Origin of the sequence: Pseudomonas sp. 2822-15 (assembly GCF_002742515.1) — a bacterium.
In the GTDB taxonomy this organism is placed as follows: domain Bacteria; phylum Pseudomonadota; class Gammaproteobacteria; order Pseudomonadales; family Pseudomonadaceae; genus Aquipseudomonas; species Aquipseudomonas salomonii.
In genome coordinates this window covers 56,966-76,343 of record NZ_LJRY01000256.1, presented here as the reverse complement: position 1 = coordinate 76,343, position 19,378 = coordinate 56,966, and the positions used below count along the sequence as shown (strand labels likewise).

Annotated in this window: 21 protein-coding genes and 2 pseudogenes; 12 read left to right on the top strand and 11 right to left on the bottom strand. The window is 60.2% G+C overall.

All coding sequences use genetic code 11. From position 1 onward, the window contains the following. The first annotated feature begins 13 nt into the window (after nt 1–13). The 3 genes from AOA59_RS26900 to AOA59_RS26890 are packed head-to-tail and all read left to right on the top strand — an operon-like array spanning nt 14 to nt 2,737. A complete protein-coding gene (locus tag AOA59_RS26900) occupies nt 14–874 on the top strand; it encodes a MurR/RpiR family transcriptional regulator (protein WP_099489666.1) in 861 nt (286 codons plus the stop codon). Between the two features lies 1 nt (nt 875). Beyond that, nucleotides 876–2,339 carry an amidohydrolase family protein gene (locus AOA59_RS26895; protein WP_099489665.1) on the top strand — a complete coding sequence of 488 codons (1,464 nt, stop codon included), beginning with the start codon at nt 876–878 and terminating at the stop codon, nt 2,337–2,339. A gap of 29 nt (nt 2,340–2,368) precedes the next feature. Further along, entirely contained in the window at nt 2,369–2,737 is a 369-nt protein-coding gene (locus tag AOA59_RS26890; RefSeq protein WP_099489664.1) for a glyoxalase superfamily protein, read from the top strand. A gap of 653 nt (nt 2,738–3,390) precedes the next feature. Here the strand turns inward: AOA59_RS26890 and AOA59_RS33635 are convergent. Both AOA59_RS33635 and AOA59_RS33630 read right to left on the bottom strand, forming a co-directional pair. After that, nucleotides 3,391–3,984 (bottom strand): annotated as a pseudogene (locus AOA59_RS33635) (methyl-accepting chemotaxis protein); the annotation flags it as partial. A gap of 309 nt (nt 3,985–4,293) precedes the next feature. Beyond that, nucleotides 4,294–5,310, bottom strand: a pseudogene (locus AOA59_RS33630) (methyl-accepting chemotaxis protein); the annotation flags it as partial. A 263-nt stretch (nt 5,311–5,573) separates the two neighbouring features. Between AOA59_RS33630 and AOA59_RS26880 the strand changes: the two are divergent. Then, the gene (locus tag AOA59_RS26880; protein ID WP_099489662.1) at nt 5,574–6,191 is read left to right on the top strand and encodes an FKBP-type peptidyl-prolyl cis-trans isomerase; all 618 of its coding nucleotides are present in this window, start codon (nt 5,574–5,576) and stop codon (nt 6,189–6,191) included. A gap of 145 nt (nt 6,192–6,336) precedes the next feature. Here AOA59_RS26880 and AOA59_RS26875 read toward each other — a convergent pair whose 3' ends face one another. From AOA59_RS26875 to AOA59_RS26860, 3 genes are all read right to left on the bottom strand, one after another. Then, entirely contained in the window at nt 6,337–6,594 is a 258-nt protein-coding gene (locus tag AOA59_RS26875) for a hypothetical protein (RefSeq protein WP_056858344.1), read from the bottom strand. Between the two features lie 159 nt (nt 6,595–6,753). Then, nucleotides 6,754–7,095, bottom strand: a complete 342-nt coding sequence (locus tag AOA59_RS26870; protein WP_099489661.1) for a zinc ribbon domain-containing protein YjdM — start codon at nt 7,093–7,095, stop codon at nt 6,754–6,756. A 197-nt stretch (nt 7,096–7,292) separates the two neighbouring features. Further along, nucleotides 7,293–8,261, bottom strand: coding sequence for a polyprenyl synthetase family protein (locus AOA59_RS26860; RefSeq protein WP_056858342.1), 969 nt, complete (start codon nt 8,259–8,261; stop codon nt 7,293–7,295). Nucleotides 8,262–8,660: 399 nt separating this feature from the next. Here AOA59_RS26860 and rplU point away from each other — a divergent pair, with 399 nt between their 5' ends. From rplU to AOA59_RS26825, 7 genes are all read left to right on the top strand, one after another. Further along, the gene (gene rplU / locus AOA59_RS26855; protein WP_007950961.1) at nt 8,661–8,975 is read left to right on the top strand and encodes a 50S ribosomal protein L21; all 315 of its coding nucleotides are present in this window, start codon (nt 8,661–8,663) and stop codon (nt 8,973–8,975) included. A 34-nt stretch (nt 8,976–9,009) separates the two neighbouring features. Beyond that, the gene (gene rpmA / locus AOA59_RS26850; protein WP_003176049.1) at nt 9,010–9,267 is read left to right on the top strand and encodes a 50S ribosomal protein L27; all 258 of its coding nucleotides are present in this window, start codon (nt 9,010–9,012) and stop codon (nt 9,265–9,267) included. A 193-nt stretch (nt 9,268–9,460) separates the two neighbouring features. Then, nucleotides 9,461–10,684 carry an Obg family GTPase CgtA gene (gene cgtA / locus AOA59_RS26845; protein ID WP_016976186.1) on the top strand — a complete coding sequence of 408 codons (1,224 nt, stop codon included), beginning with the start codon at nt 9,461–9,463 and terminating at the stop codon, nt 10,682–10,684. Between the two features lie 111 nt (nt 10,685–10,795). After that, entirely contained in the window at nt 10,796–11,914 is a 1,119-nt protein-coding gene (gene proB / locus AOA59_RS26840) for a glutamate 5-kinase (RefSeq protein WP_026013771.1), read from the top strand. Nucleotides 11,915–11,930: 16 nt separating this feature from the next. Continuing rightward, the gene (locus tag AOA59_RS26835; protein WP_017137940.1) at nt 11,931–12,395 is read left to right on the top strand and encodes a CreA family protein; all 465 of its coding nucleotides are present in this window, start codon (nt 11,931–11,933) and stop codon (nt 12,393–12,395) included. A 101-nt stretch (nt 12,396–12,496) separates the two neighbouring features. After that, the gene (locus AOA59_RS26830) at nt 12,497–12,979 is read left to right on the top strand and encodes a glutathione peroxidase (protein WP_065930526.1); all 483 of its coding nucleotides are present in this window, start codon (nt 12,497–12,499) and stop codon (nt 12,977–12,979) included. Nucleotides 12,980–13,146: 167 nt separating this feature from the next. After that, nucleotides 13,147–14,250, top strand: coding sequence for an NADH:flavin oxidoreductase (locus AOA59_RS26825; RefSeq protein ID WP_099489659.1), 1,104 nt, complete (start codon nt 13,147–13,149; stop codon nt 14,248–14,250). 105 nt (nt 14,251–14,355) lie between these two features. Here AOA59_RS26825 and AOA59_RS26820 read toward each other — a convergent pair whose 3' ends face one another. Both AOA59_RS26820 and cysZ read right to left on the bottom strand, forming a co-directional pair. Then, entirely contained in the window at nt 14,356–15,534 is a 1,179-nt protein-coding gene (locus AOA59_RS26820; RefSeq protein ID WP_065930528.1) for a glycosyltransferase family 1 protein, read from the bottom strand. A gap of 54 nt (nt 15,535–15,588) precedes the next feature. Beyond that, nucleotides 15,589–16,353 (bottom strand): sulfate transporter CysZ, encoded by a 765-nt coding sequence (gene cysZ / locus AOA59_RS26815; protein WP_099489658.1) that lies wholly within the window; start codon nt 16,351–16,353, stop codon nt 15,589–15,591. A gap of 292 nt (nt 16,354–16,645) precedes the next feature. On the opposite strand from cysZ, the gene trxB reads away from it, so the two are divergent. Then, entirely contained in the window at nt 16,646–17,608 is a 963-nt protein-coding gene (gene trxB / locus AOA59_RS26810; protein ID WP_010206474.1) for a thioredoxin-disulfide reductase, read from the top strand. 188 nt (nt 17,609–17,796) lie between these two features. Here trxB and AOA59_RS26805 read toward each other — a convergent pair whose 3' ends face one another. The 4 genes from AOA59_RS26805 to folE are packed head-to-tail and all read right to left on the bottom strand — an operon-like array spanning nt 17,797 to nt 19,375. After that, the gene (locus AOA59_RS26805) at nt 17,797–18,135 is read right to left on the bottom strand and encodes a HopJ type III effector protein (RefSeq protein ID WP_099489657.1); all 339 of its coding nucleotides are present in this window, start codon (nt 18,133–18,135) and stop codon (nt 17,797–17,799) included. Then, nucleotides 18,128–18,424, bottom strand: a complete 297-nt coding sequence (locus tag AOA59_RS26800; RefSeq protein ID WP_069788208.1) for a DUF1244 domain-containing protein — start codon at nt 18,422–18,424, stop codon at nt 18,128–18,130. The genes AOA59_RS26805 and AOA59_RS26800 overlap by 8 nt, the downstream gene beginning before the upstream one ends. Nucleotides 18,425–18,440: 16 nt before the next feature. Further along, complete coding sequence (folX, locus tag AOA59_RS26795) at nt 18,441–18,812, bottom strand: dihydroneopterin triphosphate 2'-epimerase (RefSeq protein ID WP_017135091.1); 372 nt, start codon at nt 18,810–18,812, stop codon at nt 18,441–18,443. A 2-nt stretch (nt 18,813–18,814) separates the two neighbouring features. Continuing rightward, nucleotides 18,815–19,375, bottom strand: a complete 561-nt coding sequence (gene folE / locus AOA59_RS26790) for a GTP cyclohydrolase I FolE (RefSeq protein ID WP_056858336.1) — start codon at nt 19,373–19,375, stop codon at nt 18,815–18,817. Nucleotides 19,376–19,378 lie beyond the last annotated feature (3 nt).

The window sequence follows — 19,378 nt, the reverse complement described above, 5'->3', positions numbered from 1 at the left end:
CGGAGCCAAGCCGATGGACATCCTCTACCAGATCCGCGCCCGTCAGGATTCGTTCAGCGCCGGTGAAGGCCGTATCGCCAAGCTGATGCTCGATGACGTGGGCTTTGCCGCGTCGGCCAGTCTGGAAGCGTTGTCGCAACGGGCCGAGGTCAGCACGGCAACCTTGTCGCGGTTTGCCCGCAGCGTCGGTTGCCGCGATCTACGCGATTTGCGCCTGCAACTCGCCCAGGCCAGTGGCGTGGGCAGTCGCTTCCTTGACCCGGCCGGGTTGCCGGAGCAGTCGGCGTTTCACCGGCAGATTCTGGGGGATATCGAAGCGACATTGCGTCAGCACCTGTCGGGGTTTAACCAGGCCAGTTTTGTTGATGCGGTCGGCCTGTTGGGCAAGGCGCGGATGATTCACGCGTTCGGCATGGGCGGCCCATCGAGCCTGTGCAGCGACGAATTGCAGGTGCGCCTGGTGCGTCTGGGCTACCCGATTGCCGCCAGCCATGATCCGGTGATGATGCGGGTCACGGCGGCCACTTCAGGCCCGGAGCAGGCGTTGATCGTGTGCTCGCTCACCGGGCTGACGCCAGAACTGTTGGACGTGGTGAAACTGGCGCGTAGCTACGATGCGCCCATCATCGCCATCACCCTGGCCGACTCCCCTCTGGCCGAATTGGCGGACGTACTGCTGCCGCTGCAACCGGCCGAAACCAGTTTTATCTACAAGCCCACTGCGGCGCGCTACGGCATGCTGTTGGCCATCGACCTGCTCGCCACCGAGCTGGCGCTGGCCCGGCCGGACGACAACCAGGAACGCCTGCGCCGGATCAAGCTGGCCCTCGACGATTATCGCGGCGGCCCCGACAGCCTGCCGCTTGGAGACTGATATGAAGTACGACACGCTGATCCGCCAGGCGTTGATCATTGATGGCAGCAACACGCCGGGCTATGTCGCCGATGTGGGGCTGCGCGCCGGGCGCATCGAGCGCATTGGCGATTTGTCGAGCGCAACCGGTGAGCAGGAAATCGACGCCAGTGGCCGCGTGTTGGCGCCGGGTTTTATCGACGTGCACACCCACGATGACACGGTGGTGATCCGCCATCCGCAGATGCTGCCCAAGCTCAGCCAGGGCGTGACCACGGTGATTGTCGGCAACTGCGGCATCAGTGCATCGCCAGTGAGTTTGCGCAATGATCCGCCCGACCCGATGAACCTGCTGGGGGCGCGTGAAGCATTCGCCTATCCACGTTTTGCCGACTATCGCGCGGCGGTGGAGCGGGCCCATCCGGCGGTCAACGTAGCCGCATTGATCGGCCACACCGCCTTGCGCAGCAATCATATGGACGACCTGCATCGCACCGCCACCCCCGGCGAAATTGCCGCCATGCGCGTGCAGTTGCAGGAGAGTCTGCAGGCGGGTGCCCTCGGTTTATCCACAGGCCTGGCCTACGCCAGCGCGTTCAACGCCGATACCGATGAAGTGCTGCAGCTCAGTGAAGAACTCACGGCGTTTGGTGCGGTGTACACCACGCATTTGCGCAGCGAATTCGAACCGGTGCTGGAGGCGATGGACGAGGCGTTTCTGATTGGCCGACATGCGCAGGTACCGGTGATCATTTCCCACCTCAAGTGTGCCGGTGCGGGCAATTGGGGGCGCAGTCCGCAACTGTTGGCATCGTTGGAATTGGCGGCGAAAACCCATCCGGTCGGGTGTGATTGCTATCCCTATGCTGCCAGCTCCTCGACGCTGGATTTGAAACAGGTCACCGACGCGTTTCGTATCACTATCACTTGGTCAACACCGCACCCGGAGGTCGGCGGGCGCGACTTGCAGGACATCGCTGCCGAATGGGACGTTTCGCTGATGGATGCGGCACGTCGCCTGCAACCGGCTGGGGCGGTGTACTACGGCATGGATGAGGCGGATGTGCGGCGTATTCTTGCGCATCCGTTATCGATGGTGGGGTCGGATGGTTTGCCGGAAGACCCGTTTCCCCATCCACGTTTGTGGGGCGCGTTCCCACGGGTGCTGGGGCACTTCAGCCGCGATGTGGGGTTGTTTCCACTGCACACGGCGGTGCACAAAATGACCGGGTTGTCGGCGGCGCGTTTTGGCCTGGCCGAGCGCGGGGAAATTCGTGAGGGGCACTGGGCCGACCTGGTGTTGTTCGACCCGTTGCGCGTGCGTGACGTGGCGGATTTCAAAGAACCGCAACGCGCCGCCGAGGGGATTGATGGTGTGTGGGTCAATGGCGTGCTGAGTTATAGCGATGGGCAGGCCAATGGTCAGCGACCGGGGCTGTTCCTCGCGCGCAATGGGGATTTGCGTGGCGGGTTTTCGTCTCTATAGTGGGCGCATTCATACACGGAGCGGTTGCCATGCACTTAGGAAAAGTCACCCCGATTTTGCGCATATTCGACGAGGCTAAAGCGTTGGAGTTCTACGTCGACTTCCTCGGGTTCAAGGTTGACTGGCAACACCGTTTCGAGGCGAATTTCCCGTTGTATCTACAGGTGTCGTTGGGCGAATGCGTGCTGCATTTATCCGAACACCATGGCGATGCTTCGCCGGGTTCGGCGGTGCGGATTCAGGCACAAGGCGTGGACGGCTACCAGCAGCAGTTGCTGGTCAAGGACTACCGGTATGCCAAGCCTGGGGTTGAAGAAACGCCTTGGGGCTCGCGGGAGATGAGCATCAAGGACCCGTTTGGGAACCGGCTGGTGTTTGTTGAGGAAGGCGAGGGCTGAGGGGTAAATCGCAGGCAATAAAAAACCGCCTTAGTAGGGCGGTTTTTTATTGCAAACCCAGTGAGTAGCTGGGGTTGCTCTCTCAAAAGACGCATCGACCTGCAGCCAGATACTACCGCCGGTCATATCATCACGCAAGACTGAACGATGGCCGGCATGGATATGTCAGGCACTTTTTTCGTTCCAGGTTTGAATGTAAAAGTTTGCAATGAATCTATCGGTCGATACTGGATATTTGACCACTGTTTGACACACCTTAGACGGGAATGTTGGTTAGGATCCTCCCCGTTCTGCGTTTGTTGCTTTTCAGGTGAGCCGGGTATGCGGACGAATTCTGGACCGACCGCCACGGGCTAGTAATCCGTGCCGGATTGATGCGGAAGGACCATTAGCCCGGCCACCTTAAAGGACGCATCGACCTGCGTCCGAAGGCTCACATGTTCCGGTAAGTGCGCTGGAGGTAAGGCCCAACTCAAGGAGGGCCGAGTATGTCTAAGTTTGCACGACGTACGTGGAACCTCGTAGTGAATGCCCTGCGTGTTTATCACGTCTGGGTATTCCTGCGGGACAGCTTCGATGACCTTTAAGGTCTGAGAAGTGGAGCCGCCTCGGCTTGAACCGAGGCGGCTTTTTGGTTTTTTCGCTTTAGTTTTTTACACCCGGAAATGACTGACCATCTGCTGCAACTGGCTGCCCAAACGCGCCAGTTCCACGCTCGATTTAGCCGTCTCATCGCTCGCAGTAGCGGTCTGCTCCGACACATCGCGCACGTTCACAATGCTGCGGCTGATCTCTTCAGCCACGGCGCTCTGTTGCTCGGCGGCCGCTGCAATCTGCTGGTTCATCGACTGAATATTCGACACGGTACGGGTGATGTTCTCCAGCGATACACCGGCCTTGCGCGTCAGCTCGACACTGCTGTCGGTAAGGCTGCGGCTGTTGTTCATCACCGTGGCCACTTGCTGGGTGCCGTTCTGCAAACCGGCGACCAGGCCTTCGATTTCTTCGGTGGATTTTTGTGTGCGCTGGGCCAGGCCACGCACTTCGTCAGCCACCACGGCAAAGCCACGACCGGCTTCACCGGCACGCGCCGCTTCAATCGCCGCGTTGAGCGCCAACAGGTTGGTCTGTTCGGCCACGGCCTTGATCACGTCCATCACGCTGCCGATCTTGTTGCTCTCTTGTTGCAGGTGCGTCATCGCGTCGGTGGAGCGTGCCACTTCGGCGGCCAGGCGTTCGATCTGGGCGATGGCCTCGGCCACCACTTTGTCGCCGGCGCGGGCTTGACCATCGGCGTCGGCAGCGGCCAGCGAGGCTTGCTCGGCGTTGCGCGCGACTTCCTGCACGGTGGCAGTCATTTCATGCATCGCGGTGGCGACTTGATCGGTCTCGATCTTCTGGCTGTTCACGCCGGCACTGGTCTGCTCGGTCACGGCCGAGAGTTCTTCGGCGGCGCTGGCGATCTGGGTTACGCCGTCGCGAATACCGCTGATCAGCTCGCGCAGGGTGGTGCCCATGCGCTGGATACCTTGCTGCAATACGCCGAGTTCATCGCGGCGGGTCACCTGGATATTGTGGCTCAGGTCACCGGAAGCGATACGCTCCACCACGGCCAGGGTGTCCTGGATCGGACGAGTGATCTGGCGGGTGATGACCAGGGCCGCGATGATGCCGACCAGCAACGCCAGCAAGGTGCTGATCAATTGCAGGCTGCGGGCCTGGGTGCTTTCGGCGTCACGGCGATCGAGCTGAATGTCGTACAGCTTGTCGCTGATGGTGACGATATCGGCGCCCTGGGTGGTCATTTCGGCGCGGGCGCTGACGATGTTGGCGTTGGCGGCCTTGTAGCTCTGTACGGCGCTGCGATAGGCGCCAAGTGCGGTTTCCAGCGACGTCAGTGCGCTTTGTTGGCTTGAAACAAATACGCTGCTGAGGCCTTTCAAGCCACTGATGGCTTTCTCGATTTGAGCCGCAGCGCGGGCTTCGGTTTCTGCGCTGGGGGAGTTGGTGTAGCCACGCACTTCATAGCGCGCCAGGTGGAATTCTTCCTTGGCGTGCGTCACAGCCTGGTACTGGGCGAAGCGCTCCGGGCTGTCGGGCGCTTGCTGCACGCCGGTCTCCAGTGCGTCGATCTGCCCGTTGGCGATGTCGGCCTTGTCGCCCATCACTTGGCGCGCGGCATTGCCGTTACGGTAGGCCTCACGCATTTTGTTCAGCGACTGCTGGTAAGCCGTGATGACGGCTTTCTGCTCGGTGAGCAATTTGCGATTTTCCGGGCTCTTGAAGCTGTCCAGCAGTTTCTGTTGCTGGGCGGCGAAGGCGTCAAGGCTGGTCTGGACGTTCTGTGCCACGGCTTCGTCGCCATTGGCCAGCATGTATTGCAGGCGCACGATGCGCAGTTTGGTCAGGGACGCGTTGAGCTGGGTGATGTCGCTCATCCAGTTACTGCGGTCGATCAAGCCGCCCAGGCTGGTCCATCCGGTCAGGGCCAGGATCGAGGTGAGGACCAGCACCAGGCCAAAGCCCAGGCCGAGTTTGAGGTTGACGCTGATGTTGCCGAACCAGCTATTCATCGAATGCTCCGCAAGAATGATGTGTGTCTGCTGGACGGTGTTGTTGTTTGAGCCAGCCAAAGTTTGTAGCGCTGTATCGGCGGCGGGGGGTGATTCTGAAATACATTTCTTACGGGTGCGACGAAGGGTCGCTATTGCAAGGTTGGATCCTCTGAAGGCGGCAGCCGGGGGCTGATCAGAGGCGGCTCTTGTGTGCTAGTCTGCGGGCCCTTTTAGTTCTGGATGGCACGGGAAACCGTGCTGCCCTACAGCGGAGCCTCTTCATGTCCGAAGTTAATCTGTCCACCGACGAAACCCGCGTCAGCTACGGTATCGGCCGTCAGTTGGGCGACCAACTGCGCGACAACCCGCCACCGGGCGTGAGCATCGACGCCATCCTGGCTGGCCTGACCGACGCCTTCGCCGGCAAGCCAAGCCGTGTTGATCAAGAGCAAATGGCGGCCAGCTTCAAAGTGATCCGTGAAATCATGCAAGCCGAAGCGGCAGCCAAGGCCGAAGCGGCTGCTGGCGCCGGCCTGGAGTTCCTGGCTGAAAACGCCAAGCGTGATGGCATCACCACCCTGGCTTCCGGCCTGCAATTTGAAGTGCTGACTGCCGGTAGCGGCGCCAAGCCGACCCGTGAAGACCAGGTGCGTACTCACTACCACGGCACCCTGATCGACGGCACTGTGTTCGACAGCTCCTACGAGCGCGGCCAGCCTGCAGAATTCCCGGTGGGCGGCGTGATCGCCGGCTGGACCGAAGCCCTGCAACTGATGAATGCCGGCAGCAAATGGCGCCTGTACGTGCCGAGCGAACTGGCTTACGGCGCCCAAGGCGTTGGCAGCATTCCGCCGCACAGCGTTCTGGTGTTCGACGTTGAGCTGCTCGACGTTCTGTAAGACCTGTTGATTGCGCCTGGCTCTGTGTGGGAGCTGGCTTGCCTGCGATAGCATCACCTCGGTAGCGGGTTTGACCGAGTCGCCTGTATCGCGGGCAAGCCCGGCTCCCACATGAAGCCGGTGCATTCAGGTTTTGCGCGGTGGTTCATGGGTGGAACTTGCCATTGAGCTCCGTCGCCGGGCGCAACGCTCTGGCATAGCAGAACAGAAACAGATTACGCACCACCTCCTTCAGCACCCCAGGTTCACTCGAACTCAAGCCGTTGACGTCCAGGTCGCCCTGGTCCTGCAGTTCGCTCAAGGCTTCTTCTTCCAGCACCGCACAAACTTCGCCGGTTTCCCGATGCAGGATCCGCAGGTAAGGGTGTGGGCGATCCAGCCAGGCATCTATCAAATAAGTCATGATGGTTCTCCTTGATAAGTTTCAATGAGAATAATTCTTATTCGTAGAATAGCAAGTGCCTATTGGCGGTTTCCTGGTTTTTCTGTGTGGATATTGAGACAGGTCAGCAGGGAGGGCAAAACGCCACCCCGCGGCGGGCGCGGGATGGATGCAGCAGGTTCAGACTTTGCGCACGAACTCGGATTTGAGTTTCATCGGGCCGATACCGTCGATCTTGCAATCGATATCGTGGTCGCCGTCGCACAGGCGGATGTTCTTGACCTTGGTGCCGACCTTGACCACCAGTGACGTGCCCTTGACCTTGAGGTCCTTGATCACGGTAATGGTGTCGCCGTCTTGCAGGACATTGCCCACAGAGTCTTTCTTCACGGTTTCGTCGCCCGCCACTTCGGCCTCGCCATTGGCGGACCACTCGTGGGCGCATTCCGGGCAGATCAGATGGGCGCCGTCTTCGTAGGTGTACTCGGAATTGCATTTTGGGCAGGGTGGCAACGTGCTCACTAAAGCTCCTTGAGAGTCAGGGTGGCTAAAAGTCGCACATTATATAGGGTTTATTGCGGTTTGGGGGGGGGGCGCCTCGGAACCTTGTGGGAGCCGGGCTTGCCCGCGATGCACGCACCGCGGTGTGTCAGTGATACCGAGGTGCTGCTATCGCAGGCAAGCCAGCTCCCACACAAGCCTGCGCTCGCAGATATTGCTCAGTGCGTACGGGCTACCGCAAACTCACTCAGCTCAACCAGGGCGTCCCGGTATTCGCTGGCCGGCAGGGCGTCCAGGCACTGGATGGCACGAGCCACATAGTCGCGCGCCAACTGTGCGGTGTATTCCAGCGAACCCGAGGCTTCTACCGCTGCACGGATAGCTTCGAGGTCTTCAATCCCGCCTTTCTGGATCGCCTTGCGCACCAGGGCGGCCTGTTCCGGCGTACCTTCGCGCATGGTGTAGATCAGCGGCAAGGTCGGCTTGCCCTCGGCCAGGTCGTCACCGACGTTCTTGCCCAGGGTTTCGGCGTCACCCTTATAGTCGAGCAGATCGTCGACCAGTTGGAATGCCACGCCCAGGTGATCACCAAAGGTGCGCAGGGCTTCGGCCTGTTCGGCCGTTGCGCCACAGAGGGCGGCGGCGCTGTGGGTGGATGCTTCGAAGAGCATCGCGGTTTTGCCGCGAATCACTTCCATGTAGGTTTCTTCGGTGGTGCTGGCGTCGCGGACCTTGGACAGCTGCAACACTTCGCCTTCGGCGATGATGCGCGTGGCTTGTGAAAGAATCTTCATCACCGGCATCGAGCCCAGCTCGACCATCATTTCGAACGAGCGCGAGTACAGGAAGTCGCCTACCAGTACGCTGGGGGCATTGCCCCACATTGCATTGGCCGTCTCGCGGCCACGGCGCATGCCGGACATGTCGACCACGTCGTCATGCAGCAGGGTGGCGGTGTGCAGGAATTCGATAGTGGCGGCCAGCAGGCGCAGGTCATCGCCTTCGCGGCCCAGTGCCTTGCCACACAGCAACACTAATAAAGGACGCAGGCGTTTACCGCCCGCCGACGTAATGTAGTCGCCAATTTTGGAGACCAGCGGCACTTTAGACGTCAGCTGCTGCTTGATGATGCCGTCGACGGCGCTAAAATCGTCCGCGACCGCGCGGTAGAAAGCTTGGGGTTGCATCAGCGACAGTCGCTCCAGAAGGGTTGCGCGGCATGCTAGGACCCTGACCCCGCAGTGTCAAGGCGCGCCCAGTCACCATGAAAGCTACTGCAGGCTGGGAGCCTTCGGCTCTACGCGCGCAATCCTGCGTCAAAAACAGGCTCGGAATGCTCATTTACAACCCGTAAACTCCGCTTCCTCGCCTGTTTTTTCGTTGTCTTCCCTTCGCTCGCTACGCTTTCAAGGCGACTGGCGGCCCCTTGCAAGGCATCTACAGCTTGCGTACAATCGCGCACCCTGAACTTCCTGGGCAGCACCTGCCTTACGCAATTGCATTCGGGACGTCCATCCCATGCAGCCATGCCAGCCAATACCTTTTCTTATAAAGCGCTGGGTGAGCAGGATTATCGGAGAAATACCATGTCGTACGCAGTAATTGTTACTGGTGGCAAGCAATACAAGGTCGCCCCAGGTGAATACCTGAAGATCGAAAAACTGGAAGTCGCTACTGGCGAATCCGTTACCTTTGATCGCGTTCTGTTGGTCGCTAATGGCGATGACGTGAACATCGGCGCTCCAGTTGTTGCTGGCGCTACCGTTGTGGCTGAAGTGATCTCCCAAGGTCGTCACGATAAAGTCCGCATCATCAAGTTCCGTCGTCGTAAGCACCACATGAAGCGTATGGGCCACCGCCAGTGGTACACCGAGATCAAAATCACCGGTATTCAGGCTTAATTTCAGCCTAATTCCTCACTAGGAGAATTGACTCATGGCACACAAAAAAGCTGGTGGTAGTACCCGTAACGGTCGCGACTCAGAAGCCAAACGCCTTGGCGTTAAGATGTATGGCGGCCAGAAAATCATTCCGGGCAACATCATCGTGCGTCAGCGCGGCACCCAATTCCACGCCGGTTACGGTGTTGGCATGGGTAAAGATCACACCCTCTTCGCTAAAATCGAAGGCGTGATCAAGTTTGAAGTAAAAGGCGCGTTCAACCGCCGTTACGTGAGCGTTGTCGCCGCTTAATTGCGCGATCGCTGGAAAAGCCCTGTCTCGCGACGGGGCTTTTTCGTTTGTGGAGTGAGTCTCTTGCAAAGCTGTTTGTGATGGGCTCAGGCGCTGGATGTGCGGTCGTTTTCTGAGGTCGCTGCGCTCATTTTTGCAAGAGTCTTATGTCTTGGTTTCTTAAGCTCGTCCATGCGACGAGAGGCGTTTTGTTATGAAGTTCGTTGATGAAGTTTCCATCCGAGTAAAAGCAGGCGACGGCGGTAACGGTTGCATGAGTTTCCGTCGCGAAAAATTCATCGAAAACGGTGGTCCAAACGGCGGTGACGGCGGTGACGGTGGTTCCATCTACATGATGGCCGACGAAAACCTCAACACCCTGGTCGACTACCGTTACACCCGGCACTTCGATGCCGAGCGTGGTTCCAACGGCGGCAGCACCGACTGTACCGGCAAAAAAGGCGAAGACCTGGTACTGCGCGTACCGGTCGGCACCACGATCATCGACTCTGCCACCCAGGAAGTGATTGGCGACCTGACCAAGGCCGGCCAGAAGCTGATGGTTGTGCAGGGCGGCTGGCACGGTCTGGGTAACACCCGATTCAAATCCAGTACCAACCGTGCGCCACGCCAGACCACACCGGGCAAGCCCGGCGAGCAGCGTGACCTCAAGCTGGAGATGAAAGTACTGGCAGACGTGGGCCTGTTGGGCTTACCGAACGCCGGTAAAAGTACCTTCATCCGTTCGGTCTCGGCCGCCAAGCCGAAAGTCGCCGACTACCCGTTCACCACCCTGGTGCCAAACCTGGGCGTGGTCAGTGTAGACCGCTGGAAAAGCTTCGTGATCGCCGACATTCCCGGCTTGATCGAAGGTGCTTCCGACGGTGCCGGCCTGGGGATTCGCTTCCTCAAGCACTTGTCGCGTACCCGTTTGCTGCTGCACCTCGTCGACATGGCGCCGCTGGATGACACCAGCGCACCGGATGCCGCCGAAGTGATCGTCAGCGAGCTGACCAAGTTCAGCCCGGCCCTGGCCGAGCGTGACCGCTGGCTGGTGCTGAACAAGTGCGACCAGATCCTCGAAGAAGAGCACGAAGAACGCGTCAAGGAAATCGTTGACCGTCTGGAGTGGGAAGGCCCGGTCTATGTGATCTCGGCCATCGCCAAAGAAGGCACCGAGCGCCTGACCCGCGACATCATGCGCTACCTCGAAGACCGCGCCGACCGCCTGGCGGCCGACCCGGTATTCAAGGCCGAACTGGCCGAACTCGACCAGCAGATCGAAGACGAAGCCCGCGCCCAGTTGCAGGCTCTGGACGACCAGCGTGCCCTGCGCCGCAGCGGCGTGAAGTCGGTCCATGACATCGGCGACGACGATTGGGACGAAGAAGACGTGGATGATGAAGACGGTCCGGAAATCATTTACGTGCGCGACTGATTCGTTGCAGTAAACTTGAACGCCGCTCCTTACAGAGCGGCGTTTTAGTATCCGGATATAACGTTATGGCCAGCGCTGGGTCGCGCGGCCCTCTATCTAAGGTTGAAGATGATGCGGAGCAAAGTGACAGGTGCGCAGCGCTGGGTCGTAAAGATCGGAAGTGCGCTGCTGACGGCGGATGGCAAAGGTCTGGATCGCGCAGCGATGAGCGTCTGGGTCGAGCAGATGGTGGCCTTGCATGAGGCCGGTGTTGAGTTGGTGTTGGTTTCGTCCGGGGCCGTTGCCGCCGGAATGAGCCGCCTCGGCTGGACCGCGCGACCCAGCGCGATGCACGAACTGCAAGCCGCCGCCGCCATCGGTCAGATGGGCCTGGTGCAAGCCTGGGAATCCAGCTTTGCCGAGCACGGCCGCCACACGGCGCAAATCCTGCTGACCCACGACGACCTGTCCGACCGCAAGCGTTACCTCAATGCTCGCAGCACCCTGCGCGCACTGGTTGAGCTCAAGGTCATCCCGGTGATCAACGAGAACGACACGGTGGTCACCGACGAAATCCGCTTCGGTGATAACGACACCCTGGCCGCGCTGGTCGCCAACCTGGTGGAAGCCGACCTGCTGGTGATCCTCACCGACCGCGACGGCATGTTTGACGCTGACCCGCGTAACAACCCCGACGCCCAGCTTATCTACGAAGCCCGCGCCGATGACCCGGCGCTCGACGCCGTGGCCGGCAGTGTCGGCGGTGCATTGGGCCGTGGCGGCATGCAGACCAAGCTGCGTGCGGCACGCCTGGCCGCGCGTTCCGGCGCGCACACCATCATCGTCGGTGGGCGCCTGGAGCGTGTGCTGGACCGCCTCAAGGCCGGTGAGCGCATCGGTACGCTGCTGTCGCCGGAACGCGGCATGCTCGCGGCGCGCAAACAGTGGCTGGCCGGTCATCTGCAAACCCGTGGCACGCTGGTTCTGGACGACGGTGCTGTGTCAGCCTTGTCCCAGGGCAACAAGAGCCTGCTGCCGGTCGGCGTCAAGTTGGTGCAGGGCAGCTTCCGCCGTGGCGAGATGGTGGTGTGTGTGGCGCCCGATGGTCGCGAGATCGCCCGTGGCCTGGCCAACTACAGCGCACTGGAAGCCCAGAAGATTATTGGACAATCGTCCGACGCGATTGTCGGACTCTTGGGTTACATGGCCGAACCGGAACTGGTTCACCGCGATAACCTGATCCTGGTCTGAATAAAGGAAATACACGATGCGTGTCATGAAAGGATTGCTCGGCCTGCTGCTGGCCATGCCGTTGCTGGCCTCGGCCGAAGAAATCGGCCAGGTGTCGACGGTGTTCAAGTTTGTCGGCCCCAACGACCGCATAGTGGTCGAGGCGTTTGATGACCCCAAGGTCGACGGCGTGACCTGTTACCTGTCGCGTGCCAAGACCGGCGGCGTCAAAGGCGGCCTGGGCCTGGCCGAAGACCGCGCTGAAGCGTCGATTGCCTGCCGTCAGGTTGGCCCGATTCATTTCAAGGGCGAGCTCAAGGATGGCGACGAAGTGTTCAAGGAGCGTACTTCGCTGGTGTTCAAGACCATGCAGGTGGTGCGCTTCCTCGACAAGAAGCGCAATACCCTGGTGTACCTGGTCTACAGCGACCGTCTGATCGAAGGCAGCCCGCAGAATGCGGTCACCGCGATTCCGATTTTGCCCTGGCCGACCGCGCAGTAACCGGCGGGCGAGTTTTTCAATCGGCGTCTATGATTGCAGGCTTGTGGTCTGTAATCTCGAACAGCCGCAACGCGAAGAACATGGGATATCTGGAGTTCGTCATGAGTGCTTTCCACGACCTGAAACTCAAAGCTTTGGACGGACAAGAGCTGCCGCTGGCGCCCTTCAAGGGGCAAGTGGTGCTGGTGGTCAACGTGGCCTCCAAATGTGGTTTGACCCCGCAATATGCGGCATTGGAAAACCTTTATCAGCAGTACAAAGGCCAGGGGTTTACTGTGCTTGGCCTGCCGTGCAACCAGTTTGCAGGCCAGGAGCCGGGCACCGAAGAGGAAATTCAGGCGTTCTGCAGCCTGAACTACGGCGTGACCTTTCCGTTGGGCAGCAAGCTTGACGTGAACGGCCACGATCGCCATCAGCTGTATCGCCTGCTGGCGGGCGAGGGCGCTGAGTTCCCTGGTGATATCACCTGGAATTTCGAGAAGTTCCTGCTCGGCAAGGACGGTCGTGTACTGGCGCGATTCTCGCCGCGCACCGCACCGGATGATCCGACGATCGTACAGGCCATCGAAAAAGCCCTGAGCTGAACACCTTTGGTGCAGCTTGATCGTTCCCACGCCCTGCGTGGGAATGCCGCCCCGGACGTTCAGCGTCCCGCTTTTACCCCTTAATCACCCAGATCAATAGTGCTACCCAGTACATTGCGCGGCTCATATTATCCGCATCATAAATCCCTCTTGTGTGGAGTGCCCCAATGCCCGTCCAAGCTCTGTTCAAACCCTTCCAGCTCGGTGCACTGCAACTGTCCTCCCGCGTGGTCATGGCGCCCATGACCCGTTCGTTCTCACCGGGCGGCGTACCCAATTCCAAAGTCATCGAGTACTACCGTCGCCGCGCCGCCGCCGGTGTGGGCCTGATCATCACCGAAGGCACCGTGGTCGATCATCAGGCCTCCAATGGCTACCCGAACGTCCCGCATTTTTACGGTGAGGCCGCGCTGGCCGGCTGGAAGAAAGTGGTCGACGCCGTACACGCCGAAGGCGGCAAGATCGTCCCGCAGCTGTGGCACGTGGGCAGCGTGCGCCGTATCGGCACCGAGCCTGACGCCAGCGTGCCGGCCTACGGCCCGATGGAGAAACTCAAAGACGGCACTGTCGTCGTTCACGGCATGACCCATCAAGACATCAAGGACGTGATCAGCGCCTTCGCCCAAGCCGCCAAGGATGCCCAGCGCATCGGCATGGATGGCGTGGAGATCCACGGCGCCCACGGCTATCTGGTCGATCAGTTTTTCTGGGAAGGCAGCAACCAGCGCACTGACGAATACGGCGGCAGCCTGGCCAACCGTTCGCGGTTTGCCATCGAGTTGATCCAGGCCACCCGCGCCGCCGTCGGCCCGGACTTTCCGATCATCTTGCGCTTCTCTCAATGGAAGCAGCAGGACTACACCGCGCGCCTGGTGCAAACCCCCGAGGCGCTGGGTGAGTTTCTTAAGCCGTTATCCGACGCCGGTGTGGATATTTTCCATTGCTCCACACGTCGGTTCTGGGAGCCGGAATTCGAAGGCTCCGACCTCAACCTGGCCGGCTGGACCCGCCAGCTCACCGGCAAGCCGACCATCACCGTCGGCAGTGTGGGCCTGGATGGCGAGTTCCTGCAGTTCATGGTCAACACCGACATGGTCGCCCAACCGGCCAGCCTGGAAAAACTGCTGGAGCGCCTGAACAACGAGGAGTTCGACCTGGTTGCCGTGGGCCGTGCCCTGCTGGTGGACCCGGATTGGGCCGTGAAAGTGCGCGAAGGCCGTGAGGGCGACATTCTGCCGTTCAGTCGTGAGGCGTTGACCAGCCTGGTGTAGCGTCTGCTCCGACGCCATCGCGGGCAACCGGCTCCCACAGGAAAATGCGTTCCAATGTGGGAGCCGGGCTTGCCCGCGATTGCGATCTAACGCCCAACACTGGCCTCAGATCAAACGCGACTCCCCTGCAATCACCGTCCGCTCGCCGCACACCCCGCGCAATTGACGCTCAAACTGCTCGATAATCGCCGGCCAACCCTGGCGGCTCGCATGCTGGCGAGCATTCAAGCGCATGCGGCGCAAACTCTCGGCATCTTCCAGCAGCCAGTTGGCAGCGTCACAAAACGCATCCTCATCCCCTGGCATCGCCAGCACGCCGTTGTAGCCATGGCGAATATGCTGGGTCGCGGCGGCCTGGTCGTACGCCACCACACCCAGTCCCGAGGCCATGGCTTCCAGCACCACGTTGCCGAAGGTTTCGGTCAGGCTGGGGAACAGGAACACATCGCCGGACGCGTAGTGCCGCGCCAGTTCTTCACCGCGCAGGGTGCCGCAGAAAATCGCCTCGGGCAGTTCCTTTTCCAGCGTCGCCCGCTGCGGGCCGTCGCCGACGATGATCAGTTTCATCTGGCGCAGCGGGTAGGTGTCCTGCAAGGTTTCAAAGCAGCGCTTGAGCAGCCCCAGGTTTTTTTCCTGTGCCAGGCGGCCCACATGCAACACGGCGATCTGGTCGTTGTTGAGCGCCCAGCTTTCACGCAACGCGTTATCGCGTTTGGCGGGGTGGAACAACTGGCTGTCGACGCCGCGTGACAACATGCCCAGGCGCTCGAAGTGGCGACGCTCCAACTCCAGGCGCTGGCTGGCGCTGGGCACCAGGGTTAGGGTCGAGCGGTTGTGAAACCAGCGCAAGTAATGGGTGACCATGCGGCTGAGCAGGCTCAAGCCATATTGATTGGAGTATTGCTGGAAGTTGGTGTGAAATCCGCTGACCACGCTGATCCCCAGGCGCCGCGCCGCACGTAGCGCCGACAGCCCCAGCGGCCCCTCAGTGGCGATGTACAGCACGTCCGGGCGCTGGCGTGTCCAGCGCCGCAGCAACTTGTGCATCGACGACTGGCCCCATTGCAGCCCCGGGTAACCCGGCAGTGGCCAGCCGCGACACAACAGTAATCCATCGTCGCTGGGCCGGCTCTGGTCGACACCCTGGCGTGGGCGTACCAATTCGACATGATGGCCACGCGCGCGCAAACCCTCACACAGGCGGCCAAGGGTATTGGCCACCCCATTGATTTCCGGCGGGAAGGTTTCGGTAATCAGGGTGATGTGGAGCGAGGCTGTCGTCATGACCCACAGTGTCACCGTGGGCCATGTCGTCATTGTGACGCTAGGATGATGGATTTATGACTTGGCTGGCGCCTGCCGCACCATCGCCTCGGCGCCTTGCTCCCGCACCCAGAACAGCGTAGCCCCGGCCACGGCCGCCGGCATCATCAGCAGGTTGACCACCGGCACCAGCAGCACCAGATAAACAATGCCGCCAAAGCTCATGCTTTGCCAGCGCTTCTGGCGCAGCCAGGCGAGCATTTCGTTCCAGCCCAGCTTGTGGTTATCCGCCGGGTAGTCGATGTACTGGATCGCCATCATCCACACGCCGAACAGCAGCCACAGCGGCGCGGCGATCAGGTTGACCACCGGAATGAACGACAGGATAAACAGGCCGATGGCGCGTGGCAGGAAGTAACCCAGTTTGCGCATTTCCCGCGCCAGGGTGCGCGGGACCATGGCAATCAACTCGCCCCAGCTGAAGGCGGGGAAGTCATCGGTGCCGCGCACCACTACCTCGACTTTCTCCGAGAGAAAACCGTTAAACGGCGCGGCAATGATATTGGCCAGCATGGTGAAGGTGAAAAACACCATCAACACCACCAGTACCACAAACAAGGGCCACAGGATGTAACTGAGGAAACTCAGCCAACCGGGTAGCGTCGGCATCAAGGTGTCGACCCACAGGCTGAACTGATGGCCGGCGAAATAGATCAAACCGACGAACAGCACCAGGTTGATCGCCAACGGCAGCAGCACAAACAGGCGCAGGCCAGGGCTCAACACCAGTTTGAGGCCTTCACGCAGGTATTGCGGGCCAGAAAGAGCAGGGGCGGGCATGGAGAACTCCGAGCAGGAAGACGAACGCGCCGACCTTACCGGCTTTGCTTGTTCGGCGAAAGCGGCGACATCAGCGGTAACATCTAGGTAACCAGGGTGTCGATTAACCGCGTCGACTGCATAGAGACCACCTATGAGCTGGATTGTTATTCCGTATTTCCTTAATCTTGCCCCCCTCTATACGCTGCACCCATTATTTTCAGGGCCTGCGAGTTCAAGCCTTCCCCAAGTGCTTCGCGGTCCTTTTTTATTCCAGCTGCCTTGTAGTCCGGGCGGTCGATAGGAGTGAGTCATGTCTGATACCCGTCATTCGCGAGTGATTATTCTCGGTTCCGGCCCTGCCGGTTACAGCGCTGCCGTCTACGCTGCCCGGGCCAACCTCAAGCCGCTGCTGATTACCGGCATGCAGGCGGGCGGTCAGTTGACCACCACCACTGAAGTCGACAACTGGCCGGGCGATGTGCACGGCCTGACCGGCCCGGTGCTGATGGAACGTATGAAAGAGCACGCCGAGCGCTTTGAAACCGAGATCGTTTTCGACCACATCAACCAGGTCGACTTCTCGAAAAAGCCTTACAGCCTGACCGGCGACAGCGGTGTCTACACCTGTGACGCGCTGATCATCGCCACCGGCGCCAGCGCCCGTTACCTGGGCCTGCCATCGGAAGAAGCGTTCATGGGCAAAGGCGTCTCCGCCTGCGCGACCTGCGACGGTTTCTTCTACCGCAACAAGCCGGTCGCTGTGGTCGGTGGCGGCAACACCGCCGTGGAAGAAGCGCTGTACCTGGCCAACATCGCCAGCACCGTGACCCTGGTTCACCGCCGTGAGACTTTCCGCGCCGAGAAGATCCTGATCGACAAGCTGCACGCCCGTGTGGCTGAAGGCAAGATCATCCTCAAGCTCAACGCCACCCTGGACGAAGTCCTGGGCGACAATATGGGCGTGACCGGTGCTCGCCTGAAAAACAACGACGGCAGCTTCGACGAGCTGAAAGTCGACGGCGTGTTCATCGCCATCGGCCACACCCCGAACACTTCCCTGTTCGAAGGCGTGCTCGAAGCCAAAGACGGCTACCTGGTTGTGCAAGGCGGCCGTGAAGGCAACGCCACTGCGACCAACATCGAAGGTATCTTCGCCGCCGGTGACGTGGCTGACCACGTGTACCGCCAGGCCATCACCTCGGCCGGCGCCGGTTGCATGGCGGCGCTGGACGCCGAGCGTTACCTCGACGGTTTGAAGGACGCTTCGTTCTAAACCCGTTGAAATGAAAAAACCGGCCGAGAGGTCGGTTTTTTTATGCGCACGATTCAAGCCGCACCACAGTGCTGATGTGCCAACCCGATTCAATGTGGGAGCTGGCTTGCCTGCGATAGCGGTGGTGGCTGACACACCGCTATCGCAGGCAAGCCAGCTCCCACCTTAAACCGGGTTATCAGGTTGAATCAGCGGCGGGTCAGCGGCTGTGCGGTGAACTTCACACCGGCCAAACCATGGGCAATCAACGCCCGAATATTGCCGTGATCACTGCCCTGCGGCGTCGCCACCACCGAACGGTAATGCTCACCAAACGCCAGCAACGCTTCCTGATCGCTCAAGCCTTCCAGCAGCGCCAAGCCCAAGGTCTTGCACGAACCTTCGTTCTGGCCAGCAGCGTTTTCTACGCCGCCATTGGTAAATGCCTGCGGCTGGTAGTCGTAACCGGCAGCCACAAAAGCCAGGGTGTCGGCAAAAACATGTTCGCCGCTGTTGAGGCTGGCGCGCAGGGTGTTCAGATCAGTCATGGGGTTTTCCTTTGGCGAACGCCGCCTGTTGGTCGGCGCTGGCTTCTTGCTGGTATTGGGCTTTCCACTCGGCGTACGGCATGCCGTACACCACTTCGCGGGCGTCATCGAGGCTCAGCTCGATGTGGCGCTCGTCGGCCTCGGCCTTGTACCACTTGGATAAGCAGTTGCGGCAAAAACCTGCGAGGTTCATCAGGTCGATGTTCTGCACATCCTTGCGGCTGTCCAGGTGGGCCACCAACCGGCGAAAGGCGGCGGCTTCGAGTTCGAGGCGTTGTTGATCGTTCATAAGGCTCACTTAACTATCAGCGGCTGGCAGCGAGGGTTATCGACACCGACTCGGCAAAGCGCAGCGCATGGGGCTTGTCCACTTCGACTTCGGCATACAGCACTGACTCATTGCTCATCACCAGGTCCAGCAACTCTTGCGTCAGACGTTCGAGCAGCGCAAAGCGATTGCCTTCGACGTGGGCAATGATCGCCTTGGTGATGGTGCGGTAATTCAGTGCGTGGTCGATGTCATTGTCGCGCACAGCTTCCTGTGCGGCATACAGGATGGTCAGGTTGATCAGCACATCCTGCTTGTTGTTGATCTCATCTTCATTGATGCCAATAAAGGTGCGCAGGCACAGGTCCTTGACCCGGATGCGCGCCATGCCTGGTTGAAGTTGTGGCATTGCTACTTGCTCCGTCCGATCAGTTGCAGGAACTCCATGCGCGTGGTGTTCGACTCGCGGAACGCGCCGAGCATCACCGAGGTGTTCATGGTTGAATTCTGTTTCTCCACGCCGCGCATCATCATGCACATGTGCTTGGCTTCGATCACCACCGCCACGCCTGCGGCCTGGGTGACCTGCTGGATCGCGTCGGCGATCTGCCGCGTGAGGTTTTCCTGGATCTGCAGGCGCCGCGCGTACATGTCGACAATGCGCGCCAGCTTCGACAGGCCCAGCACCTTGCCGGTCGGTATATAGGCCACGTGGGCCTTGCCGATAAAGGGCAGCAAATGGTGTTCGCACAGCGAATACAGCTCGATGTCCTTGAGGATCACCATCTCGTCGTTATCGGAGGCGAACAAGGCGCCGTTGACGATGGTTTCCAGGTTTTGCTCATAGCCATGACACAGGTACTGCATGGCCTTGGCGGCGCGCTTGGGGGTGTCGAGCAAGCCTTCGCGCTCCGGGTCTTCGCCCAGGCCTTTGAGGATCTCGCGGTAGTGTTGGGGCAGGGACAAGGTCATACA